The organism is Agrobacterium sp. 6Ca8 (assembly GCF_055382765.1).
The window spans coordinates 1,037,573-1,063,356 of sequence record NZ_AP026434.1 but is presented as its reverse complement, the minus strand read 5'-3'; the positions used below and the strand labels follow the sequence as shown (position 1 = coordinate 1,063,356).

Annotated in this window: 24 protein-coding genes and 1 pseudogene; 21 read left to right on the top strand and 4 right to left on the bottom strand. The window is 58.1% G+C overall.

From position 1 onward, the window contains the following. Positions 1–61 precede the first annotated feature (61 nt). Entirely contained in the window at positions 62–475 is a 414-nt protein-coding gene (locus tag ACZ5A6_RS19030; RefSeq protein WP_333704304.1) for a LexA family protein, read from the top strand. 611 nt (positions 476–1,086) lie between these two features. On the opposite strand, the gene ACZ5A6_RS19025 is transcribed toward ACZ5A6_RS19030, so the two are convergent. Then, positions 1,087–1,932, bottom strand: coding sequence for a competence protein CoiA (locus ACZ5A6_RS19025; RefSeq protein WP_333704305.1), 846 nt, complete (start codon positions 1,930–1,932; stop codon positions 1,087–1,089). Positions 1,933–2,257: 325 nt separating this feature from the next. On the opposite strand from ACZ5A6_RS19025, the gene ACZ5A6_RS19020 reads away from it, so the two are divergent. From ACZ5A6_RS19020 to ACZ5A6_RS19010, 3 genes are all read left to right on the top strand, one after another. After that, entirely contained in the window at positions 2,258–3,292 is a 1,035-nt protein-coding gene (locus tag ACZ5A6_RS19020; RefSeq protein WP_333704306.1) for a ParA family protein, read from the top strand. Continuing rightward, entirely contained in the window at positions 3,293–3,895 is a 603-nt protein-coding gene (locus ACZ5A6_RS19015; RefSeq protein ID WP_333704307.1) for a hypothetical protein, read from the top strand. A 503-nt stretch (positions 3,896–4,398) separates the two neighbouring features. Next, positions 4,399–5,607, top strand: coding sequence for an MFS transporter (locus tag ACZ5A6_RS19010; RefSeq protein ID WP_464111277.1), 1,209 nt, complete (start codon positions 4,399–4,401; stop codon positions 5,605–5,607). 100 nt (positions 5,608–5,707) lie between these two features. On the opposite strand, the gene ACZ5A6_RS19005 is transcribed toward ACZ5A6_RS19010, so the two are convergent. Then, positions 5,708–6,796, bottom strand: a complete 1,089-nt coding sequence (locus ACZ5A6_RS19005) for a hypothetical protein (RefSeq protein WP_464111276.1) — start codon at positions 6,794–6,796, stop codon at positions 5,708–5,710. Between the two features lie 347 nt (positions 6,797–7,143). Here ACZ5A6_RS19005 and ACZ5A6_RS19000 point away from each other — a divergent pair, with 347 nt between their 5' ends. The 8 genes and pseudogenes from ACZ5A6_RS19000 to ACZ5A6_RS18965 form a co-directional block, all read left to right on the top strand. Further along, positions 7,144–7,587, top strand: a complete 444-nt coding sequence (locus ACZ5A6_RS19000; RefSeq protein ID WP_065688971.1) for a hypothetical protein — start codon at positions 7,144–7,146, stop codon at positions 7,585–7,587. Positions 7,588–7,710: 123 nt separating this feature from the next. Next, a complete protein-coding gene (locus ACZ5A6_RS18995; RefSeq protein WP_065688970.1) occupies positions 7,711–8,220 on the top strand; it encodes a cytochrome P460 family protein in 510 nt (169 codons plus the stop codon). 183 nt (positions 8,221–8,403) lie between these two features. Continuing rightward, positions 8,404–10,155: a cytochrome c biogenesis protein DipZ gene (locus ACZ5A6_RS18990; RefSeq protein ID WP_464111275.1), complete on the top strand. Its 1,752-nt coding sequence runs from the start codon at positions 8,404–8,406 to the stop codon at positions 10,153–10,155. 46 nt (positions 10,156–10,201) lie between these two features. Then, on the top strand, positions 10,202–10,960 hold the full coding sequence (locus ACZ5A6_RS18985) for an alpha/beta hydrolase (RefSeq protein WP_464111274.1): 759 nt from the start codon (positions 10,202–10,204) through the stop codon (positions 10,958–10,960). A gap of 201 nt (positions 10,961–11,161) precedes the next feature. Continuing rightward, the gene (locus ACZ5A6_RS18980; protein ID WP_333717245.1) at positions 11,162–12,208 is read left to right on the top strand and encodes an alpha/beta fold hydrolase; all 1,047 of its coding nucleotides are present in this window, start codon (positions 11,162–11,164) and stop codon (positions 12,206–12,208) included. Between the two features lie 95 nt (positions 12,209–12,303). Then, the gene (locus ACZ5A6_RS18975; RefSeq protein WP_003508322.1) at positions 12,304–13,044 is read left to right on the top strand and encodes a response regulator; all 741 of its coding nucleotides are present in this window, start codon (positions 12,304–12,306) and stop codon (positions 13,042–13,044) included. Next, positions 13,041–14,357 (top strand): ATP-binding protein, encoded by a 1,317-nt coding sequence (locus tag ACZ5A6_RS18970; RefSeq protein WP_464111273.1) that lies wholly within the window; start codon positions 13,041–13,043, stop codon positions 14,355–14,357. Before ACZ5A6_RS18975 ends, ACZ5A6_RS18970 begins: the two co-directional genes overlap by 4 nt. Positions 14,358–14,470: 113 nt before the next feature. Next, positions 14,471–14,605: pseudogene (locus ACZ5A6_RS18965) on the top strand (integrase); the annotation flags it as partial. A gap of 14 nt (positions 14,606–14,619) precedes the next feature. Here ACZ5A6_RS18965 and ACZ5A6_RS18960 read toward each other — a convergent pair. After that, positions 14,620–15,033 (bottom strand): type II toxin-antitoxin system VapC family toxin, encoded by a 414-nt coding sequence (locus ACZ5A6_RS18960; RefSeq protein ID WP_019566318.1) that lies wholly within the window; start codon positions 15,031–15,033, stop codon positions 14,620–14,622. Continuing rightward, positions 15,030–15,278, bottom strand: a complete 249-nt coding sequence (locus ACZ5A6_RS18955; protein WP_006313527.1) for a type II toxin-antitoxin system VapB family antitoxin — start codon at positions 15,276–15,278, stop codon at positions 15,030–15,032. The genes ACZ5A6_RS18960 and ACZ5A6_RS18955 overlap by 4 nt, the downstream gene beginning before the upstream one ends. 576 nt (positions 15,279–15,854) lie before the next feature. On the opposite strand from ACZ5A6_RS18955, the gene ACZ5A6_RS18950 reads away from it, so the two are divergent. The 9 genes from ACZ5A6_RS18950 (at position 15,855) to ACZ5A6_RS18910 (ending at position 25,764) form a co-directional block, all read left to right on the top strand. Beyond that, entirely contained in the window at positions 15,855–16,271 is a 417-nt protein-coding gene (locus ACZ5A6_RS18950) for an organic hydroperoxide resistance protein (RefSeq protein ID WP_019566319.1), read from the top strand. After that, positions 16,249–16,407 (top strand): hypothetical protein, encoded by a 159-nt coding sequence (locus tag ACZ5A6_RS18945; RefSeq protein ID WP_155846277.1) that lies wholly within the window; start codon positions 16,249–16,251, stop codon positions 16,405–16,407. The genes ACZ5A6_RS18950 and ACZ5A6_RS18945 overlap by 23 nt, the downstream gene beginning before the upstream one ends. A gap of 291 nt (positions 16,408–16,698) precedes the next feature. Next, positions 16,699–17,508: a cyclase family protein gene (locus tag ACZ5A6_RS18940; RefSeq protein ID WP_019566320.1), complete on the top strand. Its 810-nt coding sequence runs from the start codon at positions 16,699–16,701 to the stop codon at positions 17,506–17,508. 754 nt (positions 17,509–18,262) lie between these two features. After that, a complete protein-coding gene (locus tag ACZ5A6_RS18935; RefSeq protein WP_464111272.1) occupies positions 18,263–20,140 on the top strand; it encodes a TRAP transporter large permease subunit in 1,878 nt (625 codons plus the stop codon). Positions 20,141–20,205: 65 nt separating this feature from the next. Continuing rightward, positions 20,206–21,216, top strand: coding sequence for a TRAP transporter substrate-binding protein (locus ACZ5A6_RS18930; protein ID WP_003517515.1), 1,011 nt, complete (start codon positions 20,206–20,208; stop codon positions 21,214–21,216). Positions 21,217–21,292: 76 nt separating this feature from the next. After that, on the top strand, positions 21,293–22,096 hold the full coding sequence (locus tag ACZ5A6_RS18925; protein ID WP_464111271.1) for an SDR family NAD(P)-dependent oxidoreductase: 804 nt from the start codon (positions 21,293–21,295) through the stop codon (positions 22,094–22,096). 1 nt (position 22,097) lies between these two features. Next, entirely contained in the window at positions 22,098–22,961 is an 864-nt protein-coding gene (locus ACZ5A6_RS18920) for an IclR family transcriptional regulator (RefSeq protein ID WP_065705480.1), read from the top strand. Further along, positions 22,958–24,127 (top strand): acetyl-CoA acetyltransferase, encoded by a 1,170-nt coding sequence (locus ACZ5A6_RS18915; RefSeq protein WP_111789152.1) that lies wholly within the window; start codon positions 22,958–22,960, stop codon positions 24,125–24,127. The genes ACZ5A6_RS18920 and ACZ5A6_RS18915 overlap by 4 nt, the downstream gene beginning before the upstream one ends. After that, a complete protein-coding gene (locus tag ACZ5A6_RS18910; protein WP_464111270.1) occupies positions 24,124–25,764 on the top strand; it encodes an acyl-CoA synthetase in 1,641 nt (546 codons plus the stop codon). Before ACZ5A6_RS18915 ends, ACZ5A6_RS18910 begins: the two co-directional genes overlap by 4 nt. Positions 25,765–25,784: the final 20 nt, after the last annotated feature.

Genomic DNA, 25,784 nt, shown 5'->3' with positions numbered 1-25,784 from the left:
AGTCGCCGCTTATGTTCCTTATTTGTTCCTTTCGCTACTCTCGTGAAAGGGACATTTTCCGATGATACTGAGCCTTCGATTCGAGGTAGAAAACTCCATTCTCATGATGCTTCACGGGCTGTGCGCCGGTTTTCTGTCACCGGCTGATGATTATGTTGGGGAATCGCTCGACCTGACACGGCTTCTGATCCGCAACCCGCCCGCGACGTTCCTATGGAAGGTCGACGGTAATTCGATGCGGGACGGCGGCATCTTCTACGGCGATTTTACCGTGGTCGATCGCAGTGTCACGCCGGCAGATGGCAACGTTGTCGTTGCAACCGTGCATGGCAAGCGATCGCTGAAGCGGCTGCACCTGAAGGCTGGGCGGCCGCGGCTGTTGCCCAATGACTGGCAACGCCGACGGCCGTCATGGCCGCAGAGCGTCGATACTGTTGAAAAACTATTGGTGGTGAGCATCTCATCTACCCCCTAGAAATTCAGCGGCCGTGACACGAACCGGCGGCCGAGATATCGTGATGCCTTTCTAGGAGGCTGATGTGTGTAACTCGGTTGTGGATGGCGAAACAATTTACGAGACGCCGCGCACGTTGGCGACGCTCGTCGGAATAGATGGCCTCGTATGGCGAGAAAAAAATCCTTTGTAAATCGGTCTGTTGGCAAAGATTGGCACGACCTCCACTTATGCATTTGCGGCGTCGATATTTCGGCCTCTCTGGCGCGAGTAGGACTTCAGTGTGAACGGATGACAGCGGACCCGATGGAGCTGAAGATTGTTCGGTGAGGCCGGATGTAGCCGGATTGCCAAGGAATTCGCATTGCTTATGCAGGAAAGCCCTGATTCAATCGTCGTATTGATTTGTCCGCGACCGTAACCGCCTGATTCATGGGCTTACACGATAGGATTTTCGCAATCGCTTTCTAATGCACCCGAATCCTTTACTTTCGTCTGTGTTATTGGGCCTTTATGCGGTCCCTCCAAGATCAATGTCGCTGCAGTTTTAGCGGAAAGTCGCCAAGAGATGGAGTTACGTTTGCTGAGTTCGATTGATGGGCACAAGGTACGCATCCGCATCGAAGTTGGCGCTAGCGATAGCGGCGGACGTATCGAGGCCGGGGGACTGGCATAGCGCGTCGCAACAGCGTCAGAGGCCGCAGTTCGCCGCCATTGAGGCAATAGTCTACAAAGCTGGCGCGCGTTACTCCCGCGATGACCACATCGTTCGTCACTGGGTGCAGCAAGAATTGCCACAGGACGGGTTCAGGCAGAGAACAGCCCGCCACTCGAAACTGTTCATCTCCGAAATCGATGAATACAAAGGTTCGCAGTGGAGCCCAACGGCGGAATATTCCGGTCTTCCGGCCCGGGTCCAGATAGAGCGGATCATCTCTTAGAATGGTGGCGAATTCGACCGCCGACCGGAAGGCTTCGAGATCGAGTTTGTATCGGAGGCCGTCCACGACCCAAACCATTTGCTTGTAGAAAATCTCGCGAGAAAGGCGTTCCTCAGGAGAAATTGGGGAGTGTTGAAGCTCTATGACCAGGCCTCTATCGGTCTTCACGTCGGCAATATGACGCTCGCCGTCTTCGGCAACATGGATGACTTCTTGCCAGACATCGGGAAAGAAGCATTTCCACTTCCGATGCCATTCAGTTTCTGGTTCCCACCAGTGATCGCACTCCAGCTTTTGTCTATGCGACCAATGCCATATCCGGAATTGGCCGCATTTGGCGATAACATCCATTCCACAGTTCGGGCAACTGCCGCGGAGTTTTGGCTGCGCCTCTTGGCGTTCCCCATCTACTAATGCGTACCTCAATTTCACGACATTCCCTCCGCTCGTTAGGTTGTCGCCGGGAGGTTCACGACGGTCTTTCACGATGTAAAGACCGCCGAGCTCATAAAAGTAGCCCGCTGTCAGTAAATGCATATGTGTTTGCCCCAATATCTCCGGCAAAACGTTGCTGTTCGGCAACAGATTTTGGGGCGAATTGGGAAGGTCGTTGGCGCAGGAGACGATCTCTGCGAATCAGTCGATTAAGTTCGATTGTAGTTTTCCAATAGGCGCGGTGGGCCGTTCTGAAGGCTACCGCTGCAACATTGACGGCAACAAAGCTCCAGTAGCTGACATTGAGCCCTTGCCTTGCCGAGCGACTAACGCGTACTGATTGCACTGCGAACGCTAGCTAGCCGCTCTAACCGTGCAGCAGAAAGGCTTTTGGCTGGCATCGCGATCAGAATAATGAGGGGCAGTCATGACAGGTTACGCGTTCTGGAATAACAAAGGTGGCGTGGGAAAGAGCTTCTTGGCTTTTATCGCATCAACGGAGTATGCTCACCTCCATCCGGATACCGACGTTTACGTCATCGATTTGTGCCCTCAAGGAAATCTGTCTGAAACTCTTCTCGGCGGATTTGATCCTGATGCAAAAGCGTTGTTGGAACTCACGAATTCCAAGCCTCGATGCACAGTCGCTGGCTATTTGGAAGACCGCTTAAATTCTCCATTTAGGATGATCGATGACGTCGAAACCTATTTAGCGCACCCAAAAAAATTCAATCCAAAAATCCCAGAAAATCTCTGGCTCGTATGTGGCGATAATCTTCTGGAAATTCTTTCCGAAGCTATCCGTCAGACTTCTCAATTAGCCGTGCCGTTTGATGCTTGGGCGAAGGTAATAGGATGGGTTAACGATCTTCGTCAGGCCCTGAAACGACGAAGCGGGCAACGAGACTCAATATTTATAATTGATTGTAACCCAAGCTTTGCAGTCTACACTCAGCTTGGGCTAGTGGCTGCGGATAATGTCATTATCCCGTTTACGGCTGACGACAGTTCAAGGCGTGGCATCGAAAATGTTATTGCTCTGCTATACGGCGTAGGAGACAAGCACACAGAGACATATGCGAAGATCAGCTTTGCACGCAAGGCGAGTGAAGAGGGCATCAATCAACCGAGGCTTCACACGTTTGTCTCAAATCGCGTTACACTTTACGATGGTCAACCAAGTAAAGCTTTTCGGGTGGTAAGCGAGCGCATCAAGAAAACTGTTGACAATATTCACGCGAAGCACAGAAGTTTCTATGCAATTCCAAAAGAAAAACCAAGTACATCATTCGTTCAAATTCCAGATTATCACGGCGCATCAGTATACTGCGCCGCAACTGGTACTCCAATATTCAAACTAAAACCAGGCCCAAAGGAGTTTGACGGTGAACGCGTCCAGCTCAACGAAGGCCCTCTTGATAATTATAAGGCCGCGCTCCGCGAATTTGTTGCGAGGCTTTGAATGTCGAGCGTCTCCTACACTCGATTTCATTCGTCCGTGGAGGCGGCTCGCGAATTACGCGCTGTTGGAAAAGACGCACGTCTTCGCCCCGTTTCGTATGAGCAAAAGACGCGTTTTTTTCATGCCGCACTGGCGAAATACGTAGCGGGCTGGGACTCATACCTCAATCAAGTAATTCTTGAATTTGTGCAGAAAATAGCGAACCCTGCCTTTACGGATTATGTTAGCCTCCATTCTATAGTTGCACCGATTGTTGACCAAAAATTAAAGAAATTTAACACGCCAAATTGGGAAAATTCGCGAGAACTCCTAATAAGCTGTACCGGTTACGATCCAATTTCAGACTGGACTTGGCGGAAAGCTCAACTCAATAGGCAGCAGTCACAGGACTTTTTAAACGGCATACTTAAAGTCAGACACAGTTTCGCTCACGGATTTGCAATACCAACCTTTCCTTGGACCCAGACTCCAAGTGGTCGGGTCCAATTGAGCGACCAAGCTTTACTTCGGATAGAGCGTTTCCTCATTCATCTGGTGTCAGCGACTGACACCGGCTTGGTTGCCCACGGCGTGCTTAGTTTCCCGCAGCGGGCATTTTGGTAGCTGAAGCATCCCCGATTGAAAGTGTACAACTTTCTGCATTTCACAAAGAAATGTCCGCTTAGGGCCATTTTTGTGGTACAGGGGAGATGAGGCTATCGTGCCTTCTAAGGAACTTTTCTTGTTGTATCAGCCTTTGCGCTGGCTGCGTGCCAGCAGGTTTCACTAGTGAAATCGCCGCCGATTGATGTTGAAAAGATGGTTTCCGAAAGCGCCAGGCGGCGCTGCCGTGACCAGAAAGGCACCGCGCTCTATGCGATGTGTTTTGACCGCGAGGTCGCCAAGGGCAGACGCGATGTGAAAGTGATTGAGGCCGCATTCAGGCCCCAAAAACGGTAATTCGCCCTAACACTTTTCCTGGTCTCAGCTAAAAAAGCTGCGCATATGTGCCGCTGGACATTGTGCAACGCACAATTTTCGGAGGAATAGGTATGAAATTCGGATTTTTAGATACATATCATCCGAAAAAATTCGTTTAAAACTCTCCCAACTCAAGGAGAGACACCATGACGGACACGACATCAGAATTTGATGGGTCAACGATTGGCCTGGAGGCCGCAGAAGAACCCGCATGGACCGCCGCAACCTGGTTTGCGGTTCTTTCGATGGCGGCCACCAGCTTTGCGCTGGTATCGGCCGAGTTTTTGCCCGCAGGTTTGTTGACGCCCATGGCGCGAGATCTCGGCATTACGGAGGGTACGGCGGGACAGGTTGTCACGGCGACGGCCTCCGTGGGTGCTGTGACCGCGTTGCTGAGCAATGTTCTCATCGGCAAACTGAACCGCAAGACCGTGCTTGTCGGTCTCAGTGCGCTGGCGATCGGCTCCAACATTCTCGCATCAGTTGCTGCCGATTTCTGGCTGTTGCTGGTCGGCCGGGCCGGACTTGGTATTGCGCTCAGCGGCTTCTGGGCGCTTTCGGTTGCTGTCGTGGCGCGGCTCGTTGGCGCGAATTCGACCGGGCGCGGCATGGCTATCGTCACACTCGGCGTTTCACTCGCCACCATTGCGGCCCCCTCCATGGGCGCCTTGATCAGCGACTGGGTGGGATGGCGCATTGCCATGTCGATGACGGCGGGGCTTGCGATTATTGCCATGCTGCTTCAGATATTCAGCCTACCCTCGCTGCCGGCAAGTACAAGCAACAGTCTTTCCGATGTTTTCCGCCTGACGCGGCGGCGTAGCGTTCAACTTGGGATGCTTGCCATCCTGTTGCTGATGACGGGGCATTTTGCCGGTTCGGTCTATGTGCGTCCCTTCCTCGAACAGGTGACGCTGCTTGAGACCACGCCGATTGCTCTCGCCCTGCTCGGCTTTGGCGTCGCTTCCGTGATCGGCAATGTGCTGGGAGGCCGCATGGCAGACACCAGTATCCGCCTCGCGCTCATCGTTACCGCCGCCCTGATGGCATTTGCGACAATCGCCCTCGTTATCTGGGGTGTTCATAGCGGTGCCGCATTCGCGCTCGTCACGCTTTGGGGCCTTGCCTTCGGCATGGCGCCCGTGGTGCTGCCGACCAACCTTTCCCGCGGAGCACCCGATGCTCTGGAAGCGGCAGGCAGCCTGATGGTTGTTTCTTTCCAGGTGGCTATCAGTATCGGGGCTGTTGTCGGCGGATACATCGTGGATTCCTACGGCGCCACTGCGCCGCTGGCGCTGACCGCGATCCTGGCGGCATCCACGGTCGCACTTGCCCTGCTGCAGCGTCGCGATTGACCCTGTCCGTGATGGCAGATACCTAAAACGAAAGTCCCGCCCGGAATTTGGTCCGAGCGGGACATTTGTGAAAAGACGATTTTTCTTGCCGTCGCTCTGATTACTTGCGGTAGGAAAGACCACCCCAGATACGGCCTTCGTCTCTGTGTCGGCCACCGTGTACTGCACCGATATAAGCAGCGGCAGCAGAAACGAGAGCGGAAGCGGCCAGCAGGAACGCGGTTAGAATGCCTGCGACGCGCGCTTTTTCTGCGGCATCCGCAGCCTTGGCCTTCGCATCGTCCAACGCCTTCTGCGCCTCAGCCTTCACGGTCTCTACCTGCTTCTGCGCTTCATCGACTTTCTTCTGCGCTTCCGCCCTGACGGCCTGCACGCGTTCAACCGTCTGGTTTACGCGCGTTTGCGCATCCGTCTGGCTGATGTTTGTGCGGGCAGCGACCTGGTTGGAAAGCCATGTCTTATCGGCATCGGATATCTCACCGGTTGCAAGAAGATTGCCGAGGATGCCGCTGATCTGGCGCTGATAATCGCCGGCGCTCTGGTCACCCGCCAGAGGGGCGGCGGGCGCATCGGTTCTCAAAAGACTATCCGTGAAATAGTCGATTGGATTGGCTTTCAGGCCCTGCGGAAGCATTTGTTCGATGCTGGGTGCTGCAGCCTGACCGGCGCCTTGCGCCAGACCACCTGCCGCACTGCCAGCGCCGGAAATAATGCCGCCCGCCAGTTGGCCAGCACCCTGAACGGCGCCACCGACCGCGGAACCCGTTGCCTCAACCGCGGTCTGCGCCACGCTGCCGACAGCCTTGGCACCACCGGACAGCACGCCGAGCGCGAGAAACGCCGAGACGACCGTGCCGAGACCCCACACGACCAGGCCATTCACACCATCGCGGACCGTCAGTTCGTTCCTGTCGGCAGCCCCGGCAGGCCGACGCATGCGGCCGGCTATATAGCCACCCAGCATGTAGGAGCCGACCATGGAAATGATGACGAAGAGCGCGGTTATGATCAGCCAGACTGTGCTGATCTCGCCACCATTGTCCGCCGAGATTGAACTCAGGCCTAGGCCGCCCGCAAATGCGGTGAGAACAGCCATGGCGCCCGAGGAAATGACGGCACCGGCGAAAATCGCTGGCCAATCCACATAGCTGCGGTTGGGGTTCGTTTCGATACCCGTTGGATCAACCATCAGCGTAGCCCCAACAATGAGAGGATGAACAGGACGACGACGACGAGGCCGACTAGATAGATGATGGAATTCATGCGATCTCCTCCGAATGGACGATCAATCCTCCGCGTAGCGGCGATTATATGCAGTGAGACATGCGAGCTGATTGCTCCTTCACCAAACTCGCCGCGCTCCAAAAAGTTTCACGACTTCTCGTTGCTTCGGAATGATTTTGCGCAATTCCGCCGGTGAGGTGACGAAAGAAATGTGCTCGTGGTCACCAAAGAGACGTCGCCGAACGCAGGCAAGCAGCATGACCAGCCAGACACAAGCCACCCGAACCAGATTGCGACGGAAGGAGATATACCATGTCTGCAATCGATCGAATTGGCTCCACCGCCTCGCTTTACATACGCCCGCGGCCACAGGACGTTTCCCAGGCCGTGCCCAATCCCACACCCGAACGGTCGGCATCGTTGATCGGAGGGGGCGCCGCGCCTTCGCTCTCCTCCAATCTTGCCAACGCACTCTGGTCACTCCGGGGGCAAGAGGGCGGAATAGAAGAGACCCCGCTTGAGGGCGGCGGCACAGGCTCGGATGAGGACGAGCTTAGCCGCTGGGCAAATATGAGCCTTGGCGAGAAAATCCGGGCCCAATACCTGGAGGCGCGGGGATTGTCCGAAGGCGACCTTGCCGCCATGCCGCCCGACGAAAGGAAGGCCATAGAGGACGAGATCCAGAAAGCAATAAGGGTCGCGATGGAAGCTCCAAAAGACGATGACGCGAGCGTGCTCGCCGGCCTTCAAGCGTGACATGCCTCCGGGGGCACTGCGCAGCGCTACGATCTGATACATAAATGCGGGTTTCAGGAAACATGCCAGATACCTGCGGGGCAGATCATTGCCTGATCTATTTCGGATCAGGCAGGATTTCCCATGAAGAGGCAAATTTTCTTCGCCGTCGCCCTATCGGGTGCGGCAGCAGGTTTTGGAACCGTTTATTCGCGCTCAGCGGACACGCCGCCGGAACTTGCCTCTCCCATCTATGGCGTCACGCTTCCTGAAGGATATCGTGACTGGAAGTTCATCGCGCCCGCGCAGGAAGCGCCGCCGCTGGACGAGCTTCGCGCTGTTCTGGCAAACGATGTCGCCGTCGATGCCTACAAGAGCGGAACCCTGCCCTTCCCCGACGGCTCGATACTGGTGAAGCTCGCCTATAAACGGCAGCAATCCACGGAGTTTCCGCCGGCCACGGTTCCGGGCGCGGCGACCACTGTGCAGGTGATGGTGAAAGACTCCAAGAAATATGCCGCCAGCCACGGCTGGGGCTTCGGGCGGTTTGTCAACGGAAAGCCGGTGGATGCTGCCCAGCACGAGACTTGCCTCTCCTGCCACGAGGGCAATGTCAAGGACCATGATTTCGTCTTCACGCGATATGCACCGTAACCGATGCCAGGGCTCGGGCGATTTAGCTTTCGCGACTGTTCGCCGAAAGGCGGCCTCTACACTCGATTACAAATTCACCGAAGCCCCGACACATCGGGGATACGTGACGCCGGGAGATTGGCGCCATCACCGGGTCGCCTTCGCCGCCCGGAGCCCCGAACTCCTGCCTGAAAGGACAAGATGATGACGTTTCTGGTCATTGCCTATCTCGGAGGGGCGCTGACAATTCTCAGCCCCTGTATCCTGCCCATCCTTCCCTTCGTTTTTGCGCGGGCGGGGCAACCGTTCCTGCGCAGCACGCTGCCCCTGCTTACGGGAATGGCGGCAACCTTTTGCGCCGTCGCGACGCTTGCCGCTGTTGGCGGGAGCTGGGCAATTAGCGCCAATGAATATGGCCGGCTCGCGGCTCTTACGCTGCTTGCGGTCTTCGGTGTTGGCCTGATTTCGCCCCGCGCGGCCAGCATCATCACCCGCCCGGTCGTCGAACTCGGCAACCGGCTCGCCAATGCCGCCGGCAAGCCCGGGTCAGTACCGACGATTGCAGGCTCGCTGATACTCGGCATCGCCACCGGCCTTTTATGGGCACCCTGCGCGGGACCAATCCTCGGGCTTGTTCTGACGGGGGCGGCCCTGAAGGGGGCCAATCTGGAAACGAGCCTGCTGCTTGCCGCCTATGCCGCCGGGGCAGCGACATCCCTTGCCGTCGCCATCCTCATCGGCGGCCGGGTATTTGCGGTTATGAAGCGGTCTCTGGGTTTCAGCGAGCGGATTCGCCAGGCGCTTGGCGCGGCGGTGCTTGCCGGCGTCACGGTCATCGCGCTCGGTCTGGATACGGGTTTGCTGTCGCAGATTTCCTATGCGAGCACGGCATCCTTCCAACAGCAGGTGCTCGATCGGCTCCACACCGCCAAAGCGCCTGAAGCGGCGACCGTAGGCGCCAGCGCCAGCGGTGCTGCGGCCCGGTCAGAGCTGCCGGTTGAGGGCAAGGCTCCATCCCTCGACGGCGCCGTCGAGTGGCTAAATTCCTCACCGCTCACGCGCGAACAATTGCGTGGCAAGGTCGTCCTCATCGACTTCTGGACCTATTCCTGCATCAACTGCATCCGCACCATTCCCTATGTGCGGGCCTGGGCGGACAAATACCGGGACCAGGGCCTCGTCGTCATCGGTGTCCACGCCCCCGAATTCGCCTTTGAAAAGAAGATCGACAATGTCAGGCAGGCCGTCGCCGGCTTCAAGATCGATTACCCGGTGGCAATCGACAATGATTACAAGATCTGGCGCGCCTTCGATAACAGCTACTGGCCGGCGCATTACCTGATCGATGCCAAGGGCCAGATTCGCTACCACCATTTCGGCGAAGGCGATTATCGGCAGACAGAAGAGGCGATCCAGGACCTGCTGCGCGAAGCCGGCAGTAGCGCTTCCTCCAGTGCCCCGGTGAGCCCGGAGGCGACAGGGGCTGAAGCCGGTGCGGATATCGGGCACATGCGCTCCGGCGAAACCTATATCGGCTACCGACAGGCTGAGAATTTTGCATCGAACGAGCCGGTGCGCGCGGACACGCCGCGCGACTATTCCGTCACGACGCCTTCTCTCAACGAATGGGGACTTTCCGGTACCTGGACGGTTGGCGCGGAGGCGGCCACACTTGATGCGGCAGATGGCGGCATAACCTACCGTTTCAGCGCCCGTGACCTGCATCTGGTCCTTGGACCGGCAAGCGCCGGAAAACCGGTTCGTTTCCAGGTCACCGTCGACGGGCATCCGCCGGGCGCAGATCACGGCGCCGACACGGACGCCGAAGGCAACGGCGTTGTTACCTCAACCCGTCTTTACCAGCTCGTCCGCCAGTCCGGCACCGTCGAAGCGAGAACCTTTGCCATCCGCTTCCTCGACCCCGGCGTGCAGGCCTATGCCTTCACGTTCGGCTGAACCTGCATTTTCCTTCCCTTTCCCATCAAACCAAAGGAAAAACATGATGCACCGTCGTCTCATGCCAAAATTCGCGATTGCCATCGCAACCGCACTGATCGCTTTTGCCGCACATGCGGCGGAGGTGAAGAATATTGTCATAGTCCATGGCGCGCTGGCCGATGGTTCGGCCTGGCGCCGGGCGACAGAGATTCTTCAAAGCCGAGGATTCAACGTCACGATCGTGCAGGAGCCCATCACCTCGCTTGCCGATGATGTGGCGGCCACCAACCGTGCCCTCGATCTCCAGCAGGGCCCGAGCCTGCTCGTCGGGCACAGCTACGGCGGCATGGTGATTTCGGAAGCCGGTAACCGGCCGGATGTGGCCGGGCTGGTCTATGTCGCCGCCTTCCAGCCGAAGAAGGGAGAGAGCCTTCTCGACCTCGCCGGCTCCAAACCGCCGGCCGGCAACGGCATCAAGCCGACGAAGGATGGCGCGTTCCTTTATCTCGATCCGGCCGTCTTTGGACAAGATTTCGCCGGCGATCTGCCGCATGAGGACGCAACCTTCATGGCAAGAAGTCAGGTCTTCGCCGCCAAGGCCGCCTTTGCCGCCAAGGCCGGCGAACCCGCCTGGGAAACCAAAAAAAGCTGGTCGATCGTCGCAACGCAGGATAGGTCGATCAACCCCGATCTCGAGCGCGACATGGCCAAGCGCGCTGGCAGCGCGGTGACCGAGATTGCGGCAAGCCATGCGGTCTTCGCCTCCCAGCCCGATAAGGTTGCAGACGTCATCGAACAGGCCGCCCGGCAATCCTCAAAGTAAGCGCACCTCGGTAAGATCAAATGCAGCCGCCCTAGACAACGGGGCGGCTGTTTGCGTTGGAAGGGCGAGCCAAATGTATCAGTCTGTATCCGGAATGCGCCCTGCTACAAAACCATTCACATTCGCCTCCCTTGGGACACATCGAGGATACACGCACCCCGCTACCTGTCCGGCATCCAACACGGACAGGAGAGATAGCAAATGACTTCCGAGATCAATTTCCAACGCCGCCGCTTCTTCGGCATTGCCGCAATGACGGTTGCCGCCGTCGAATTCGGGGCCACAGGCCTTGCTCATGCCAAGGGCGAAGCGCCTGCGCCTCAACCGTCAACCGGACGCGACGGAGCGACCTCCTTTGGCGCCCTTAAGCAGGTTGAAGCGGGTGTACTCAGCTTCGGTTACGCAGAAGCCGGCCCCGCAGACGGCCCAGTCGTGCTGCTGTTGCACGGATGGCCTTATGACATCTACAGCTATGTTGATGTCGCACCCATCCTTGCATCGGCTGGATATCGGGTACTCATCCCCTATCTGCGCGGATATGGCACGACCCGTTTTCTCTCGGACGACACGGCACGCAACGGACAGCAGGCGGCGCTTGCGGTCGACATGATTGCCTTTCTCGACGCACTCGGCGTCAAACAGGCCGTCGTGGCAGGTTATGACTGGGGCGCTCGCACCGCCGACATCATGGCCGCACTCTGGCCCGAGCGTTGCACCGGGCTCGTATCGGTCAGCGGCTATCTCATCGGCAGTCAGGAAATCAATAGAAAGCCACTTCCGCCCAAGGCGGAACTTTCGTGGTGGTATCAGTTCTATTTCGCGACGGAACGCGGCCGTGCGGGCTACGCAGCGAACACCCGCGACTTCGTGCGCCTGATCTGGCAGACGGCATCTCCGACCTGGAAATTCAGTAACGAGACCTTCAATCGTTCGGCCCCCGCATTCGACAATCCCGACCATGTGGCCATCACCATCCATAACTACCGCTGGCGGTTGGCACTGGCAGACGGGGAAGCCAAGTACGATAATTACGAGCGCCAGCTTGCAAAACTTCCCGTCATCACCGTGCCGACGATAACATTGGAAGGCGACGCCAACGGTGCTCCGCATCCGGACCCTTCCGCCTATGCATCAAAGTTTTCCGGCAAATACCAGCACCGCAACATCAGCGGTGGCATAGGCCACAACCTTCCGCAGGAAGCGCCAGAGGCTTTTGCCAGGGCTGTTCTGGACGTCGCAAAGCTTTAAACTTGCCGAAGCCCGCGAACCGTTGTCTTACTGCATGTGACAGCGGGGCGCGCGGTAGCGGGCCACTCGAACCGTCCGGACGACGAAGGCATCCAATGGACCATATCGATCATATTCTCGTCGTGGACGACGACAGGGAAATCCGGGAGCTGGTCTCCAGCTACCTGAAGAAGAACGGCCTGCGTACGAGCGTGGCGGCCGATGGACGGCAGATGAGAAGTTTTCTCGACGGCAATACCGTCGATCTCATCGTGCTCGACGTGATGATGCCTGGCGATGACGGGCTAGTTCTATGCCGCGAGTTGCGGGCGGGGAAACACAAAGCCACGCCGGTGCTGATGCTGACCGCCCGGGATGACGAGATGGATCGCATTATCGGGCTCGAAATGGGCGCCGACGACTATCTGTCGAAGCCCTTCGCTGCCCGCGAACTTCTTGCGCGTATCAAAGCCATACTGCGCCGCACGCGGATGCTGCCTCCCAATCTGCAGATCAGCGAGGCCGGGCAGCTCCTGACCTTTGGTGAGTGGCGCCTCGACACGGTGGGCCGTCACCTGCTCGACAGGGAGGGCACGACCGTGGCCTTGAGCGGCGCTGAATACCGGCTCCTTAGGGTCTTCATCGATCATCCCCAGCGCGTCCTCAACCGGGACCAGCTGTTAAATCTCACTCAGGGCCGTGATGCCGAACTTTTCGATCGGTCGATCGATCTCCTCGTAAGCCGCGTGCGCCAAAGGCTGGGGGATGACGCGCGCGAACCCGTCTACATCAAGACGGTGCGGGCGGAAGGCTATGTCTTTGCGGTGCCCGTGGAGATTTCGGAGCCGAGGATATGAACGGCCCACGCCTGCTCGCCGGCTGGTGGCCGCGCTCGTTGCGGTCCAGACTTTTCATCATCCTGTTTGCGGGCCTCGCCATTGCCTACGGCCTGTCGTTCAGCATCCTCTTTGCCGAACGATATATGTCGGCAAAGGCGGTCATGCTCGGTACTCTGGAGCAAGATCTGGCGGTATCGATCGCCATAATCGACCGCCTGCCTGCGGAAGAGCGGGCGCAATGGGTCCATCGCCTGAGCCGCAGCAATTATCAGCTCGTCCTCGGCCCGGGTGTTCCAGGTGTTTCCGACATGTCTGGCCGCGGCGCTGAAATTGCGCAGAGGATCGAGGAGGCCGCAGGACACCGTTTCCCCGTCAAGGTCGAGTCCATTCCCGGCGATGGCAAGCGGCTTCAGGCGCATCTGACGCTGTCGGACGGGTCGCCCCTGACAATCGACGTAACACCGCGCGGCGTGATGCCCCTGGCGGAATGGCTGCCTTATGTCTTCGCCGCGCAGATGGCGCTTCTCCTCCTCTGCACCTGGTTTGCAGTGCGACAGACGACCAGACCGCTCAGCGCGCTGGCTTCGGCAGCCGAAGCGTTGGATCCGGGGGAAAAGGGGTTGCCGATGAGTGAGAGCGGCCCAAGCGAAGTTGTCCACGCCGCCCGCGCCTTCAACGCAATGCGCGATCGCGTCGCCCAATATCTCGAGGAGCGGGTCCAGATTCTTGCGGCGATTTCGCACGACCTGCAGACGCCCATCACCCGGATGCGGTTGCGGGCCGACATGGCAGACGATACGCCGGAAAAGGAAAAGCTGGTCAGTGACCTGCGTGAAATGGAACGTCTAGTACAGGATGGTATCGCTTATGCACGCAGCGCTCATGGCAATGGCGAGAAATCCTCACGTATCGATCTGGCCTCTTTCATCGACAGCATAGCCTACGACTATCAGGATACCGGAAAAGCAGTCACGGTTGACGGTATGGTGCGCGGCACAGTATCGACAAAGCCACATGCCCTGCGAAGAATCCTGACGAACTTGATAGATAACGCGCTCAAATTCGGAGGCAGTGCGGAAATCAACGTCGACCGGCGCACTGAAGGCACCGTGGTCATCACGGTGCTCGATCGTGGGCCGGGCATCCCCGACGAGATGCTGCAAAATGCCATGCAGCCCTTTTTCCGGATTGAAACATCGAGAAACCGCGACACCGGCGGAACAGGACTCGGACTTGCGATCGCGCAGCAGCTCGCCGGAACAATCGGCGGCTCGGTGCGCCTCTATAACAGGCAAGGCGGCGGGCTTGCAGCCGAGGTGGCTTTTGCCTGACAGGGACGCAGATTAACGATAAGTATCCCTTATCATTTGATCACCACGGACTCCGGAATAACGACAGCTTGGGGCCTAGCTGAAGTAAGCACTTCGCCAGATGGTGTGTGCGCCTGACCGAGGCTGCCAACCGCGGAATTCCCCTGCCAGAAGCCATGGAGCAATCACGCCACCGATCCGTCCAGCAAGCATCCAGCTATTATAACAGTGCTACACGGAGAAGCAGGCGAGCGGCCCGATTTTTGTAGATCGGGTCTCACTGTTAGAATTGCCAGGGCGAGATCAATTCGAGCCCTGTCGTCTCGAAATCTTTGAGGTTTCGGGTCGCCAACCGGCCACCATTGATCCGCGCTATCGCCGCGATCATGCCGTCCGGAGCCGACATCCCCCTCCCCTGCCGCGCAGCCTCTCCCATGATATCGCCATAGGCCAATGCTGCTTCTTCCGTGAAGGCAAACATCTTGTCGGAGAACCGGCGACGCCAGCTCACAAGTCCCTCTTCCAGGCGATCGGCGCGCTGATCCGGCCTGATCTTTTGAATACCAAAAGCGATCTCGGCAACTGCAACCGTCGACAATGCCAATTCGGCGTCGTGACGAACCAGCCATGCTATGACTGCAGAATCGGGAGCTTTCTTCAAAGTCTCCGACATCACATTCGTGTCGAGAAAAATCAAAGCTCGACGCCTTTGTGAGCGCGTCTGTTTTCATCGATGATACTGTCGAAATCGATATCCGTACCCGACTGCGATGAAAGACGACTATAGAATTTCGCAGCGGGTTCACGTCCTGCCTCACGAGCCTCATATGTTTCGAGCGCGCGCTCGACGATATCGGCAATCGTGCGATTTTCTCGGCGGGCGAGCTTGTGTGCAAGGTCGCGCGCTTTGGAACTGCGGACAGATAGTTGCGGGGTTACCATTGAGTGCTCCTTCGTCTGGATCGAATATAGCTTAAATGAAGGTAGCCATCAAGATGGCATCTGCCATCTTGATGGCTACCTGTTGTTTTTTCGCACCCTTTGTTTCGGCCATCATGCATGTTCATTCCGCGTGGAGACAACACATCTCCCCCCCTGAACGCCGTGCTTTAAGCAACTTCTGCTGTAGACGGCCGCCAACGTGCATTTGATGCAGGTTATGTCATAGCTCCACCGAACGCCGCATTTCGAGCCTGATGACGTTGTACTTAGCTCATACACGCTTACAACCGGTCATTTTTTCGCGCATTTCTTATCTGTACAAAGCACCTGAAAAATGCGCGAAAATAACATGACAAAACGGCAAGCCGCCAATCCATCGCAGGTCCCAAACGGGCCGCCGACCTGCCCACCGCAGAACTCCCACCAAAATATCGAAAAGGTGGCGTCTGAAGACCAGTAACAACGATACTTTTCGATACAGTTTTGCAGTTTCCGGAAACATGCCGGATACGCCGATCCGTCACAAAGCTCCTATCACGAAACGCCGCAGCAGCGGCACAATGAAAGGAGCCTCCCATGACCAAGATCGAGACTGTTCTTTATACCGGCAAGACCCACACGACCGGTGGGCGCGACGGATCGGCGCAAAGCGATGATGGCGCGCTTGGCATCAAGCTTTCCCCTCCGGGCAGCGGAAAGCCGGGCACGAATCCCGAGCAGCTTTTTGCGGCAGGCTGGTCGGCATGTTTCATCGGCGCCATGACAAAGGCGGCGGCAAAACACCAGCTCCGGCTTCCCGCCGACACCACTGTCGATGCGGAGGTTGACCTCGGCACGACGGGTGGCGAATTCTTTCTGCAGGCTCGCCTGTCGGTCAGCCTGCCCGGTATCGATCGTCCCATCGCGCAGACGATAATAGAAGATGCCCACCAGATCTGCCCCTATTCGAAGGCAACCAGGGGGAACATCGATGTTACGCTCATTCTCGCTTAAGCCGATGGTTTCCGCCCGCGCGCTTGTCATCGCCATCGTGTTTGCGGCGATATTTGCAGTGCCATGCGTATATGACGCAACATCCGACGAGCCCTCGCCGCTTGCGGGACTTCTGGGCGCGGTTTCATCGATCTGACCCAAGGAAACGGCTCGGCGCCCCGCCGCGGACGTTTTCGCCAACACTTCTTCCTGCCATCCCTCTTAGCCGCGTTGCGCAACGCCCTGCGGCAAGCGGATAATCTGTCCACCACCCTTTCAAGACATCGGAGACCGGCCTGCCGGTGGGCAAGCAGGTACTGCCTATGGACGCCGGGCTGCCGAAACCGCCATCTGAACACGGGTCAAAAATCAGGGAAGGTCATGTCTTGCGTCACTCCATCGTTGCGCTACGGTTGCGATCAGGGATTTTCACTGGAGGGACTAAGGTATGTGCAACCATTGCGTGATCGAGAACGTGAAAAAGAACATGCTGTCGCGACGCTTGCTGTTCAAGGGCGCCGTGGCCGGTGTAACGGCGATGACGGCTGGCAGCCTCGCGGCCCCGGTGCTTGCGCAAACACCCAGACAGGTCATCGATCTCACACATACATATGACTCCACGTTCCCTACATTCGATGGCAAACCGGGCATAGAATACGAGTGGGCAGCTGAGATCGCCAAGGACGGTTATCAGCTCCATAAACTCACGATCTACGAACATACAGGAACGCATATTGACGCACCTTTCCACTTCAGCGCCGACGGGGCGAGTGTCGATCAGTTGGAACCGCAAAAACTTGTCGCGCCGCTGGTCATCATAGACATCACAGACCGCGCAAAAGAGGATGCCAATTCCACGATCGAGGCCGAAGACATCGAGCGCTGGATATCCGCAAATGGCGACATTCCGGCAGGTTCGATCGTCGCTCTGCGCTCTGGCTGGGCAACCAGAGTAAAGAGCCCTTCCTTCCGCAATGACGACGCCGGAAAATTTGCCTTCCCCGGTTTCGGCAAGTCGGCAACCGACCTTCTGCTCAAACACGATACGGTCGCCATCGGTGTCGACACGCTCTCGCTTGATCCTGGCAACTCTGCCGATTTCGCAGTTCACAATTCCTGGCTCCCGGCAGGGCGCTACGGCATCGAAGGCCTCAACAACCTTGAGGCTTTACCGGTAAAGGGCGCGACCATCGTCGTCGGTGCGCCTGCACATCGCGGCGGAACGGGTGGTCCGGCCCGGATTCTGGCTCTGGTCTGAACGTAGTACGGCGGGGCGCCCCTGCATGCAGCAACCGCTTACCTGCCGCATCAGATCAATCCGCTCAGCATCCGCCGCAGTCTTCAAGGAAAGGCTGGGCGATGCTTCGCCGCGCGCTTGACAGGAAGAATTCCAAGCGGTGACGTCGCGAAGAACATATTTTCTTGCCGCATAACGTTAGGTCAAGAAACCACCGCAAGGGAAGGTTTCGATAGATAATCGACGCCTGTATTGCCGTTTAGGGAGCGCTTAGCCGCACCACCGTCATTTTCCCATAGCGCCCAGCGGTCGTCACGTCGCAACTCCTCCCACCCCCGCCAGTTAAGGCCAGGCAGATATGTTTTCCGGCTCTCTATAACGCGACGCAGGCGTCCCGGATGTCCGGCGACCTGCTCTAATCGGTAGGCACGATTTGCGTTGACTGGCCTTTGAACGAGGTGCCGCGCCGCAAGGCGATCATGAGGAATGAGGGCCCCCATCAAGTATGATCCACTATATGGACCTTATAGATGCGCAAATTAACTGCATAAATCCGTCTATTTACTGTTGATTTCATGAATTTTCCTGTGTATCCCGAATACATGATTTTGTAACGGTCCATATTGTGGAGGCAGTATCCCGATACATTCAGACCTTTGGAGGGGTCTGGCCTGTCTGGCAACAACAGCTATCCTGATGTCGCGGTCGTGGCACGGACGTTCTGTTTTGCAGACATGTTCATTGCGAAGGTTGTTCTGTGGGAGAGGAGGCCCCGATGACCATGACCGCAAACGCGAATGACCACGTATTTGTACTCGATGGCGAACTGTTGCACACCGGACAGGTAACAGGCTCCTGGTTCATGCGCCCCATCGAGGCCGTGGCGGCGGTGCTGCTGGCGGTGATGATCGGCCTGCTTCTGCTGGGCGTGACGTCACGTTATGCCCTGCATCTGCCGATTGTCTGGATCGATGAAACGGCGTCCTTGTGCTTTCTGTGGTTTGCCATGCTGGGCGCGGCAATCGCCATCGATCGCAGTGAACACCTGCGCCTCACGCTGTTTCTCAACATGTTCCCGCAACGTGTTCTGGGCTATATCAATTCCCTGGCACTGGTGCTGGTGGCGACATTTCTTGCCGCAATCATCAAGCCCGCCATGGAATACGCCATCGAGGAGTGGGTGGTCACGTCAGCGGCGCTGAATATTCCGATGTCGTTTCGCGCTGCGGCGCTGCCGGTCGGCGCCTGTCTCATGCTGCTTTTGGTGCTCAACAATCTCTTCCGACGAGAAAATCTGCGCGATATCATTGCGGCCCTCGTAACGGTCGCGGTTGCCTCCGGTCTGCTCTATCTGGCATCGCCGATGCTGGAATCCCTCGGCAATTTTAATCTGGCGATCTTCCTCGGCCTGTTCGTTGCGGTATTTCTGGTGCTGGGCGTTCCGATTGCCTTCTGCTTCGGCCTTGGAACCCTCGCCTATCTGACCTTCACCACCTGGGTTCCGACCATTGTGATGATCGGGCGCATGGATGAGGGCATGTCCGGCATCATTCTGTTGTCAGTGCCAGTCTTCGTGCTACTCGGCTGCGTGCTCGATGCTACCGGCATGGGTAAGGCGATTGTCGAGCTTCTGTCCTCGATGTTTGGCCACATTCGCGCGGGCATGTCCTATGTTCTGCTCGGTTCTCTGTTTCTTGTCTCCGGCATTTCCGGCTCCAAGGTTTCTGATATGGCAACCGTCGCACCGGCGCTGTTTCCGGAAATGAAGCGCCGTGGCCACAAACCCAAGGAGATGATCGCGCTTCTGGCCACCGGCGCCGCCATGGCCGATACGGTTCCGCCCTCAATCGTGCTGATCGTTCTGGGTTCGGCGGCAGGTGTGTCTATTGCCGGCCTCTTCACCTCCGGTTTCATGATTGCAATGGTACTGCTTCTGGTGCTGGCCGTTCTGGCCCGCTGGAAGGCGCGGGATGAAAACATGGAAGGCGCAAAGCGCACGCCATGGCCGCAGGTCAGCAAGGCAGCCCTGATTGCCGCACCGGCGCTCGTTCTGCCCTTCCTCATCCGCAGCCTGGTGGGCGGCGGTGTCGCCACGGCAACCGAAGTATCCACTATTGCCGTGCTCTATGCCATGATCGTCGGCGCAGTGCTTTATGGCGGCATCAGCCTCAGGAAGCTATATTCGATGCTGGTCGAGACGGCAGCCCTTTCAGGGGCGATCCTGCTGATCCTCGGCTGTGCATCGGCCATGGCCTGGGGGCTGACACAGAGCGGCTTTGCTTTCCAGCTGACCGCGATGATTACCGATCTTCCGGGCGGCTGGATGACCTACATGGTCGTGTCGATCCTGATTTTCATGATCCTGGGCTGCGTCCTGGAAGGACTGCCAGCAATCGTTCTGCTCGCGCCGATCATGTTTCCGATCGCCCGCACGCTTGGCATCAACGACATCCATTATTCGATGGTCGTGGTGGTCGCCATGAATATCGGCCTGATGGCGCCGCCCATCGGTATCGGCTTTTACATCGCCTGCAAGATCGGCAACGTGTCGCCGGACGAAGCCATGGGTGCCATCTGGCCCTATCTCGCAGCCATGATCATCGGCCTGCTGCTGATTGCAGCAATCCCCGGATTTTCGACCATTCTGCTTTGAGACCGTGGCGGGTCCGCCCGCCACGCCGATGAATGATACCTGCTTTATTTTGGGAGGAGAAAGCAATGAATATCAACAGACGTACCATACTCGCCGGCGCCGGTTCCGCCGTACTGGCCACCGCCTTCGTGTCGCGCGCCCGCGCTGCCCAATACAATTATAAATATGCCAATAATCTGCCTGCGGCGCACCCGATGAACATTCGCGCCAAGGAGGCCGCCGAGCGCATCGCCAAAGAGACCGATGGGCAGGTCAATATCAGCATCTTCCCCAGCAGCCAGCTGGGTGCCGACACAGACGTTTTGAGTCAGGTGCGCTCTGGAGGCGTTGAATTCTTCACGCTTTCGCCGCTGATCCTGTCGACGCTGGTACCGAACGCCTCCATCAGCGGCATCGGTTTCGCCTTCCCGAACTACGAGTCCGTATGGGCGGCCATGGATGGCGATCTCGGTAAATATGTCCGTGGCGAAATTGCCAAGCAGAATCTCGTTGCCATGGACACCATATGGGACAACGGCTTCCGTCAGATCACCAGCGCTTCCAAGCCCATCGCAACGCCGGCCGATCTCGAAAGCTTCAAGATCCGCGTGCCAGTGAGCCCGCTCTGGACCTCTATGTTCAAGGCGTTCAAGTCTGCCCCTGCCTCGATCAATTTCGCCGAGGTCTATACTGCACTGCAGACCGGTGTGGTCGATGGCCAGGAAAATCCGCTGGCGATCATTTCCACCGCAAAGCTGTTCGAAGTGCAGAAATTCTGCTCGGTCACCAATCATATGTGGGACGGGTTCTGGTTCCTGGCCAACAAGCGCGCCTGGGAGCGTTTGCCGGATGACCTGCGCGCCATCGTCGCCAAAAACCTCAACCAGTCGGGCAAGGATGAACGCGCCGATGTGGCGAAGCTCAATGCCTCGGTCAAGGAAGATCTGATTTCCAAGGGCATGACCTTCAACGACACGGATGCGACACTCTTCCGCGCCGCGCTGAAAGAGGCAGGCTTCTATTCCGAGTGGAAGGGCAAATACGGCGATGAAGCCTGGGCCATTCTTGAAAAGGCCGTTGGTGCAAGCCTGACCTGACCGGCCCGTTGAGAAACTGGCCCCGCCAGTAGCGGGGCCAACCCGACTATGTCTGACGATTGGAATGGAGACTGCTTTGACAGGTCGCCTGACGGGAAAACGCGCGCTTGTGTTTGGCGCAGGATCATCGGGGCCGGGTTTTGGCAACGGCAAGGCTGCGGCCATGCAATTTGCCCGCGAAGGCGCGCGCGTAGCCTGTGTCGATCTATCCGCTGACGCAGCCGAAGAGACGGCTGAGATCATTCGCGGCGAAGGCTTGGAGGCTATTGCGGTTGCCGCCGATGTCACTGAACTACAGTCCGTATCGGCCACCGTTGACCGCACCTGCGAGGCATTTGGTGGCATCGATATTCTGCACAATAATGTCGGCGTGACCCATATGGGCGGGCCGGTTGAGCTGGACGAGGAAAGCTTTCGCGCCTCGGTCGATCTCAATATCGGCTCCGTTTATCGCACCTCCAAGGCTGTGTTGCCGGTGATGTTGGCGCAGGGCGGCGGGGCCATTGTCAATATCTCGTCGCTCGCCTCCATTCGGTGGACCGGCTATCCCTATTTTGCCTATTACGCCATGAAGGCAGCTGTAAATCAGGCAACTGTGGCGCTGGCCATGCAATATGCCCGGCAGGGCATTCGCGCCAATTGCATTCTTCCGGGAATGATCGACACCCCACTGATCTACAAGCAGATCAGCAATCAATATGCGTCTGTCGAGGAGATGGTGGCGGCGCGCAATGCGGCTGTCCCGGTGGGCCGCATGGGCGATGCCTTCGATATTGCCCGCGCCGCCGTTTTTCTCGCATCTGATGAGGCTAAGTTCATCACCGGCGTCTGTTTGCCGGTCGATGGCGGGCAAAGCTGTGCGGTGGGGGCGTTTTCCTGAGATGGCAACAACAACAACGATCCCGGTAGAAAAAGATCTGACTGGCGCGCGTGCGGTGGACCGGGCTCTGGCGCTGCTCTCCATGGTCGGGAGGCACGCGGAACGCGGCGTGGCGCTTTCGGTCATCGTGACAGAAAGCGGACTGAACAAGCCCACGGCCCGCCGCCTGCTGCTGGCTCTGATCCGCGCCGGCCTTGTGGAGCAGGATGAGGAAACGCGGCGTTACTACCTCGGCGAAGAAACCTATGTGCTGGGCAGCCTGTCATCGCGCCGGTTTGGCCTTCTCCAAATGGCGCAGGACGGCCTGACGCGCATTTCCCGCCGCTCGGAGGATTCGAGCTTCCTTTCCGTGCGCCGTGATACATTTTCCCTGTGCCTTTACCGCGAAGAAGGCACCTGGCCGGTGCGCACCCATGCGCTTCAGGCCGGTTTCGAACACCCCTTGGGTATTGGCGCGGGTTCGCTCGCCATGCTGGCGGCGCTGCCGGACGCCGAGGTGGAAAGTATCATTGCGGCCAATAGCGGGCTGATTGCCGCTAATTATCCCGGCATCACGCTTGAGGGCCTGCGCCGTGATGTCGAGTTGACGAGAGCCAATGGCTATTCGCTCAACCCCGGCCTGATCCTTTCTAATTCCTGGGGTATTGGCGTTGCCATCCGCGCGCCTGATGGCGCGGTAGCGGGAGCGTTGAGCATTGCCGCTGTGGACAGCCGCATGCGACCGGAGCGCCAGCCGGAACTCGCAGCGCTGCTGCGCGAGGAAGTAACCCGCATCGAGACACGCATCGCAGAAATGATGGCCAGCCGCGCCCGCACGCGCGGTGAAGGCGACACGAAACGGCAAACGAGGAGAACGAGCAAATGAGCAAAGCGCAGATCGTCGGCTGGGCGCATTCGCCTTTCGGCAAGTCGGCCCTTGAAAATACCGAGCAACTGATGGCTTCGGTCGTGGCGCCGGCCATAGACCATGCGGGCGTCGATGTCAGCGATATCGACGGCATTTTCGTCGGCGTGATGAACAATGGCTTCTCGAAACAGGATTTTCAGGGCGCCCTGGTAGCGATGGGCGATGAGCGCCTCGCCTATACGCCGGCAGTGCGTTTCGAAAATGCCTGCTCAACAGGATCGGCCGCCCTCTACAGCGCCATGGACTTCATCGAAGCCGGGCGCGGCCGCATCGCACTCGTTGTCGGCGCCGAAAAAATGACGGCGCTGCCGACCGCAGAGGTGGGCGAAATCCTGCTCTCCGCCTGTTACCGTGCGGAGGAGGCCAATATTCCAGGCGGGTTTGCTGGCCAGTTCGGCCGCATCGCACAGGCATATTTTCAACGTTATGGCGACCGCTCGGAAGAGCTGGCGATGATTGCCGCAAAGAACCACGCCAATGGCGCGGTCAATCCCTATGCCCATATGCGCAAGGATTTCGGCTTCGATTTCTGCAATACGGTTTCGGACAAGAACCCCTACGTCGCAGGCCCGTTGCGCCGCACCGACTGCTCGCTGATTTCGGATGGCGCTGCCGCGATCATTTTGGCCGACGAGGAAACGGCAGCCACACTCAACCGCGCCATCGGCTTCCGGGGCCGCAAGCATGTCAACGACATCATGGCATTGAGCCGTCGCGATCCGTTGGCCTTCGAAGGCGCGCGCCGCGCCTGGGCCGGCTCGCTGGAACTTGCGGGCGCAACGCTCGACGACCTCTCTTTCGTTGAAACGCACGACTGCTTCACCATTGCCGAACTTATCGAATACGAGGCCATGGGGCTTGCGAATCCCGGTGAAGGATATCGCGTTGTCCAGGATGGAACGGCGCTCAAGACCGGACGCCTGCCAATCAACCCATCCGGTGGATTGAAATCGAAAGGTCATCCCGTCGGGGCGACCGGCGTTTCCATGCATGTCATGGCGGCGATGCAATTGATGGGCGAGGCAGGCGACATGCAAATTCCCAATGCCTCCCTGGCTGGCGTGTTCAACATGGGTGGCACGGCGGTTGCCAATTACGTCTCGATCATGGAGCGTGTGAAATGACGATGCAAAGTGCCCTGCAGCATCCCGCGGGCGGGGTTGCGCCCTCCACCACGCGGGTGATGAACCTCTCGCATTTCCTGACGCAGGCGGCACGCCGCAACCCGGACCATATCGGTTTCGTCTGGGGTGAAAAGACTTGGAGCTGGGCTCAAATGGAAGCCCGCGTCGACGCCATGGCCCATGCGCTAGAGACTGAATTCGGCGTCAGAAAGGGGGACCGCATTCTGGTGCAGTCCTCCAACAACAACCAGATGTTCGAATCCATGTTCGCATGCTTCCGCGTGGGTGCTGTGTGGGTGCCGACCAATTACCGTCAATCGCCCGATGAAGTTGCCTATCTGGCGAAGGCCAGCGGTGCACGCGGCATGATTTGCGCCAGTGCTTTTCCCGATCATGCAAAAGCCAGCCATGAGGCGGGCACGATCGATTTCAGCATCGCCATCGGTACGGCTCAGTTCGGTGAGGATTACGATGCCATCGTGGCCCGTCATATGGGGCACAAAGTCAAAAGCCAGGCAGTGGATCGGGATGACCCGTGTTGGTTCTTCTTCACCTCAGGCACCACCGGCCGGCCCAAGGCTGCAGTGCTTACCCATGGCCAGATGGCGTTCGTCATCACCAACCATCTCTGCGATCTGATGCCCGGCACCGGACCGGACGACGCCTCCATCGTCGTTGCCCCGCTTTCACACGGTGCGGGCATTCACCAGTTGGTGCAGGTGGCGCATGGCGCGAAAACCGTGCTTCCGGCGGCGGAAAAGCTCGATGTGCCCGCCGTCTGGGCGCTGATCGAAAAATGGCATATCACCAACGCCTTCACTGTACCGACCATCCTTAAAATGCTCGTCGAAGACCCCTCTGTGGATCGCTTCGATCACTCCTCACTGCGCTATGTCATCTATGCCGGCGCGCCGATGTATCGCGCGGACCAGAAACGGGCGCTTGCAAAGCTCGGCCCGGTGCTGGTGCAATATTTCGGCCTGGGTGAAGTCACCGGTAACATCACCGTGCTGCCGCCTTCTTTTCATAACGCCGAGGACGGTCCGGAAACGCGCATCGGCACCTGCGGCTTCGACCGCACCGGCATGGAAGTGCAGATCCAGAACGATGCGGGCGAGGAAGTTGACGCAGGCGAAACCGGCGAAATTTGTGTAATCGGTCCCGCCGTTTTCGCCGGCTACTACGATAATCCCGAGGCCAATGCCAAAGCCTTCCGCAATGGCTGGTTCCGCACGGGCGACCTTGGTCATCGCGATGAGAACGGCTTCGTCTACATCACCGGGCGCGCCTCCGACATGTATATTTCTGGCGGCTCGAACATCTATCCGCGTGAAATCGAGGAAAAAATCCTCATGCATCCTGACATCAGCGAGACTGCGGTTCTGGGTGTGCCGGACGCGGTGTGGGGCGAGGTCGGTGTGGCCGTTTGCGTGGCCCGCGAGGGCGCGGATATCGCCGCCATCGATCTGAAGGCCTATCTGGAAGGCAAGATGGCCCGCTACAAGCTGCCGAAATCAGTGGTGTTCTGGGATGCCATGCCGAAATCCGCCTACGGCAAGATCACCAAGAAAATGATCCGCGAGGAACTGGAGAAACGCGGTCAGATGCCGGCTTTCGAAGAAAAGCGGACAGGCTGACAGGCGTGACATTCAATCGG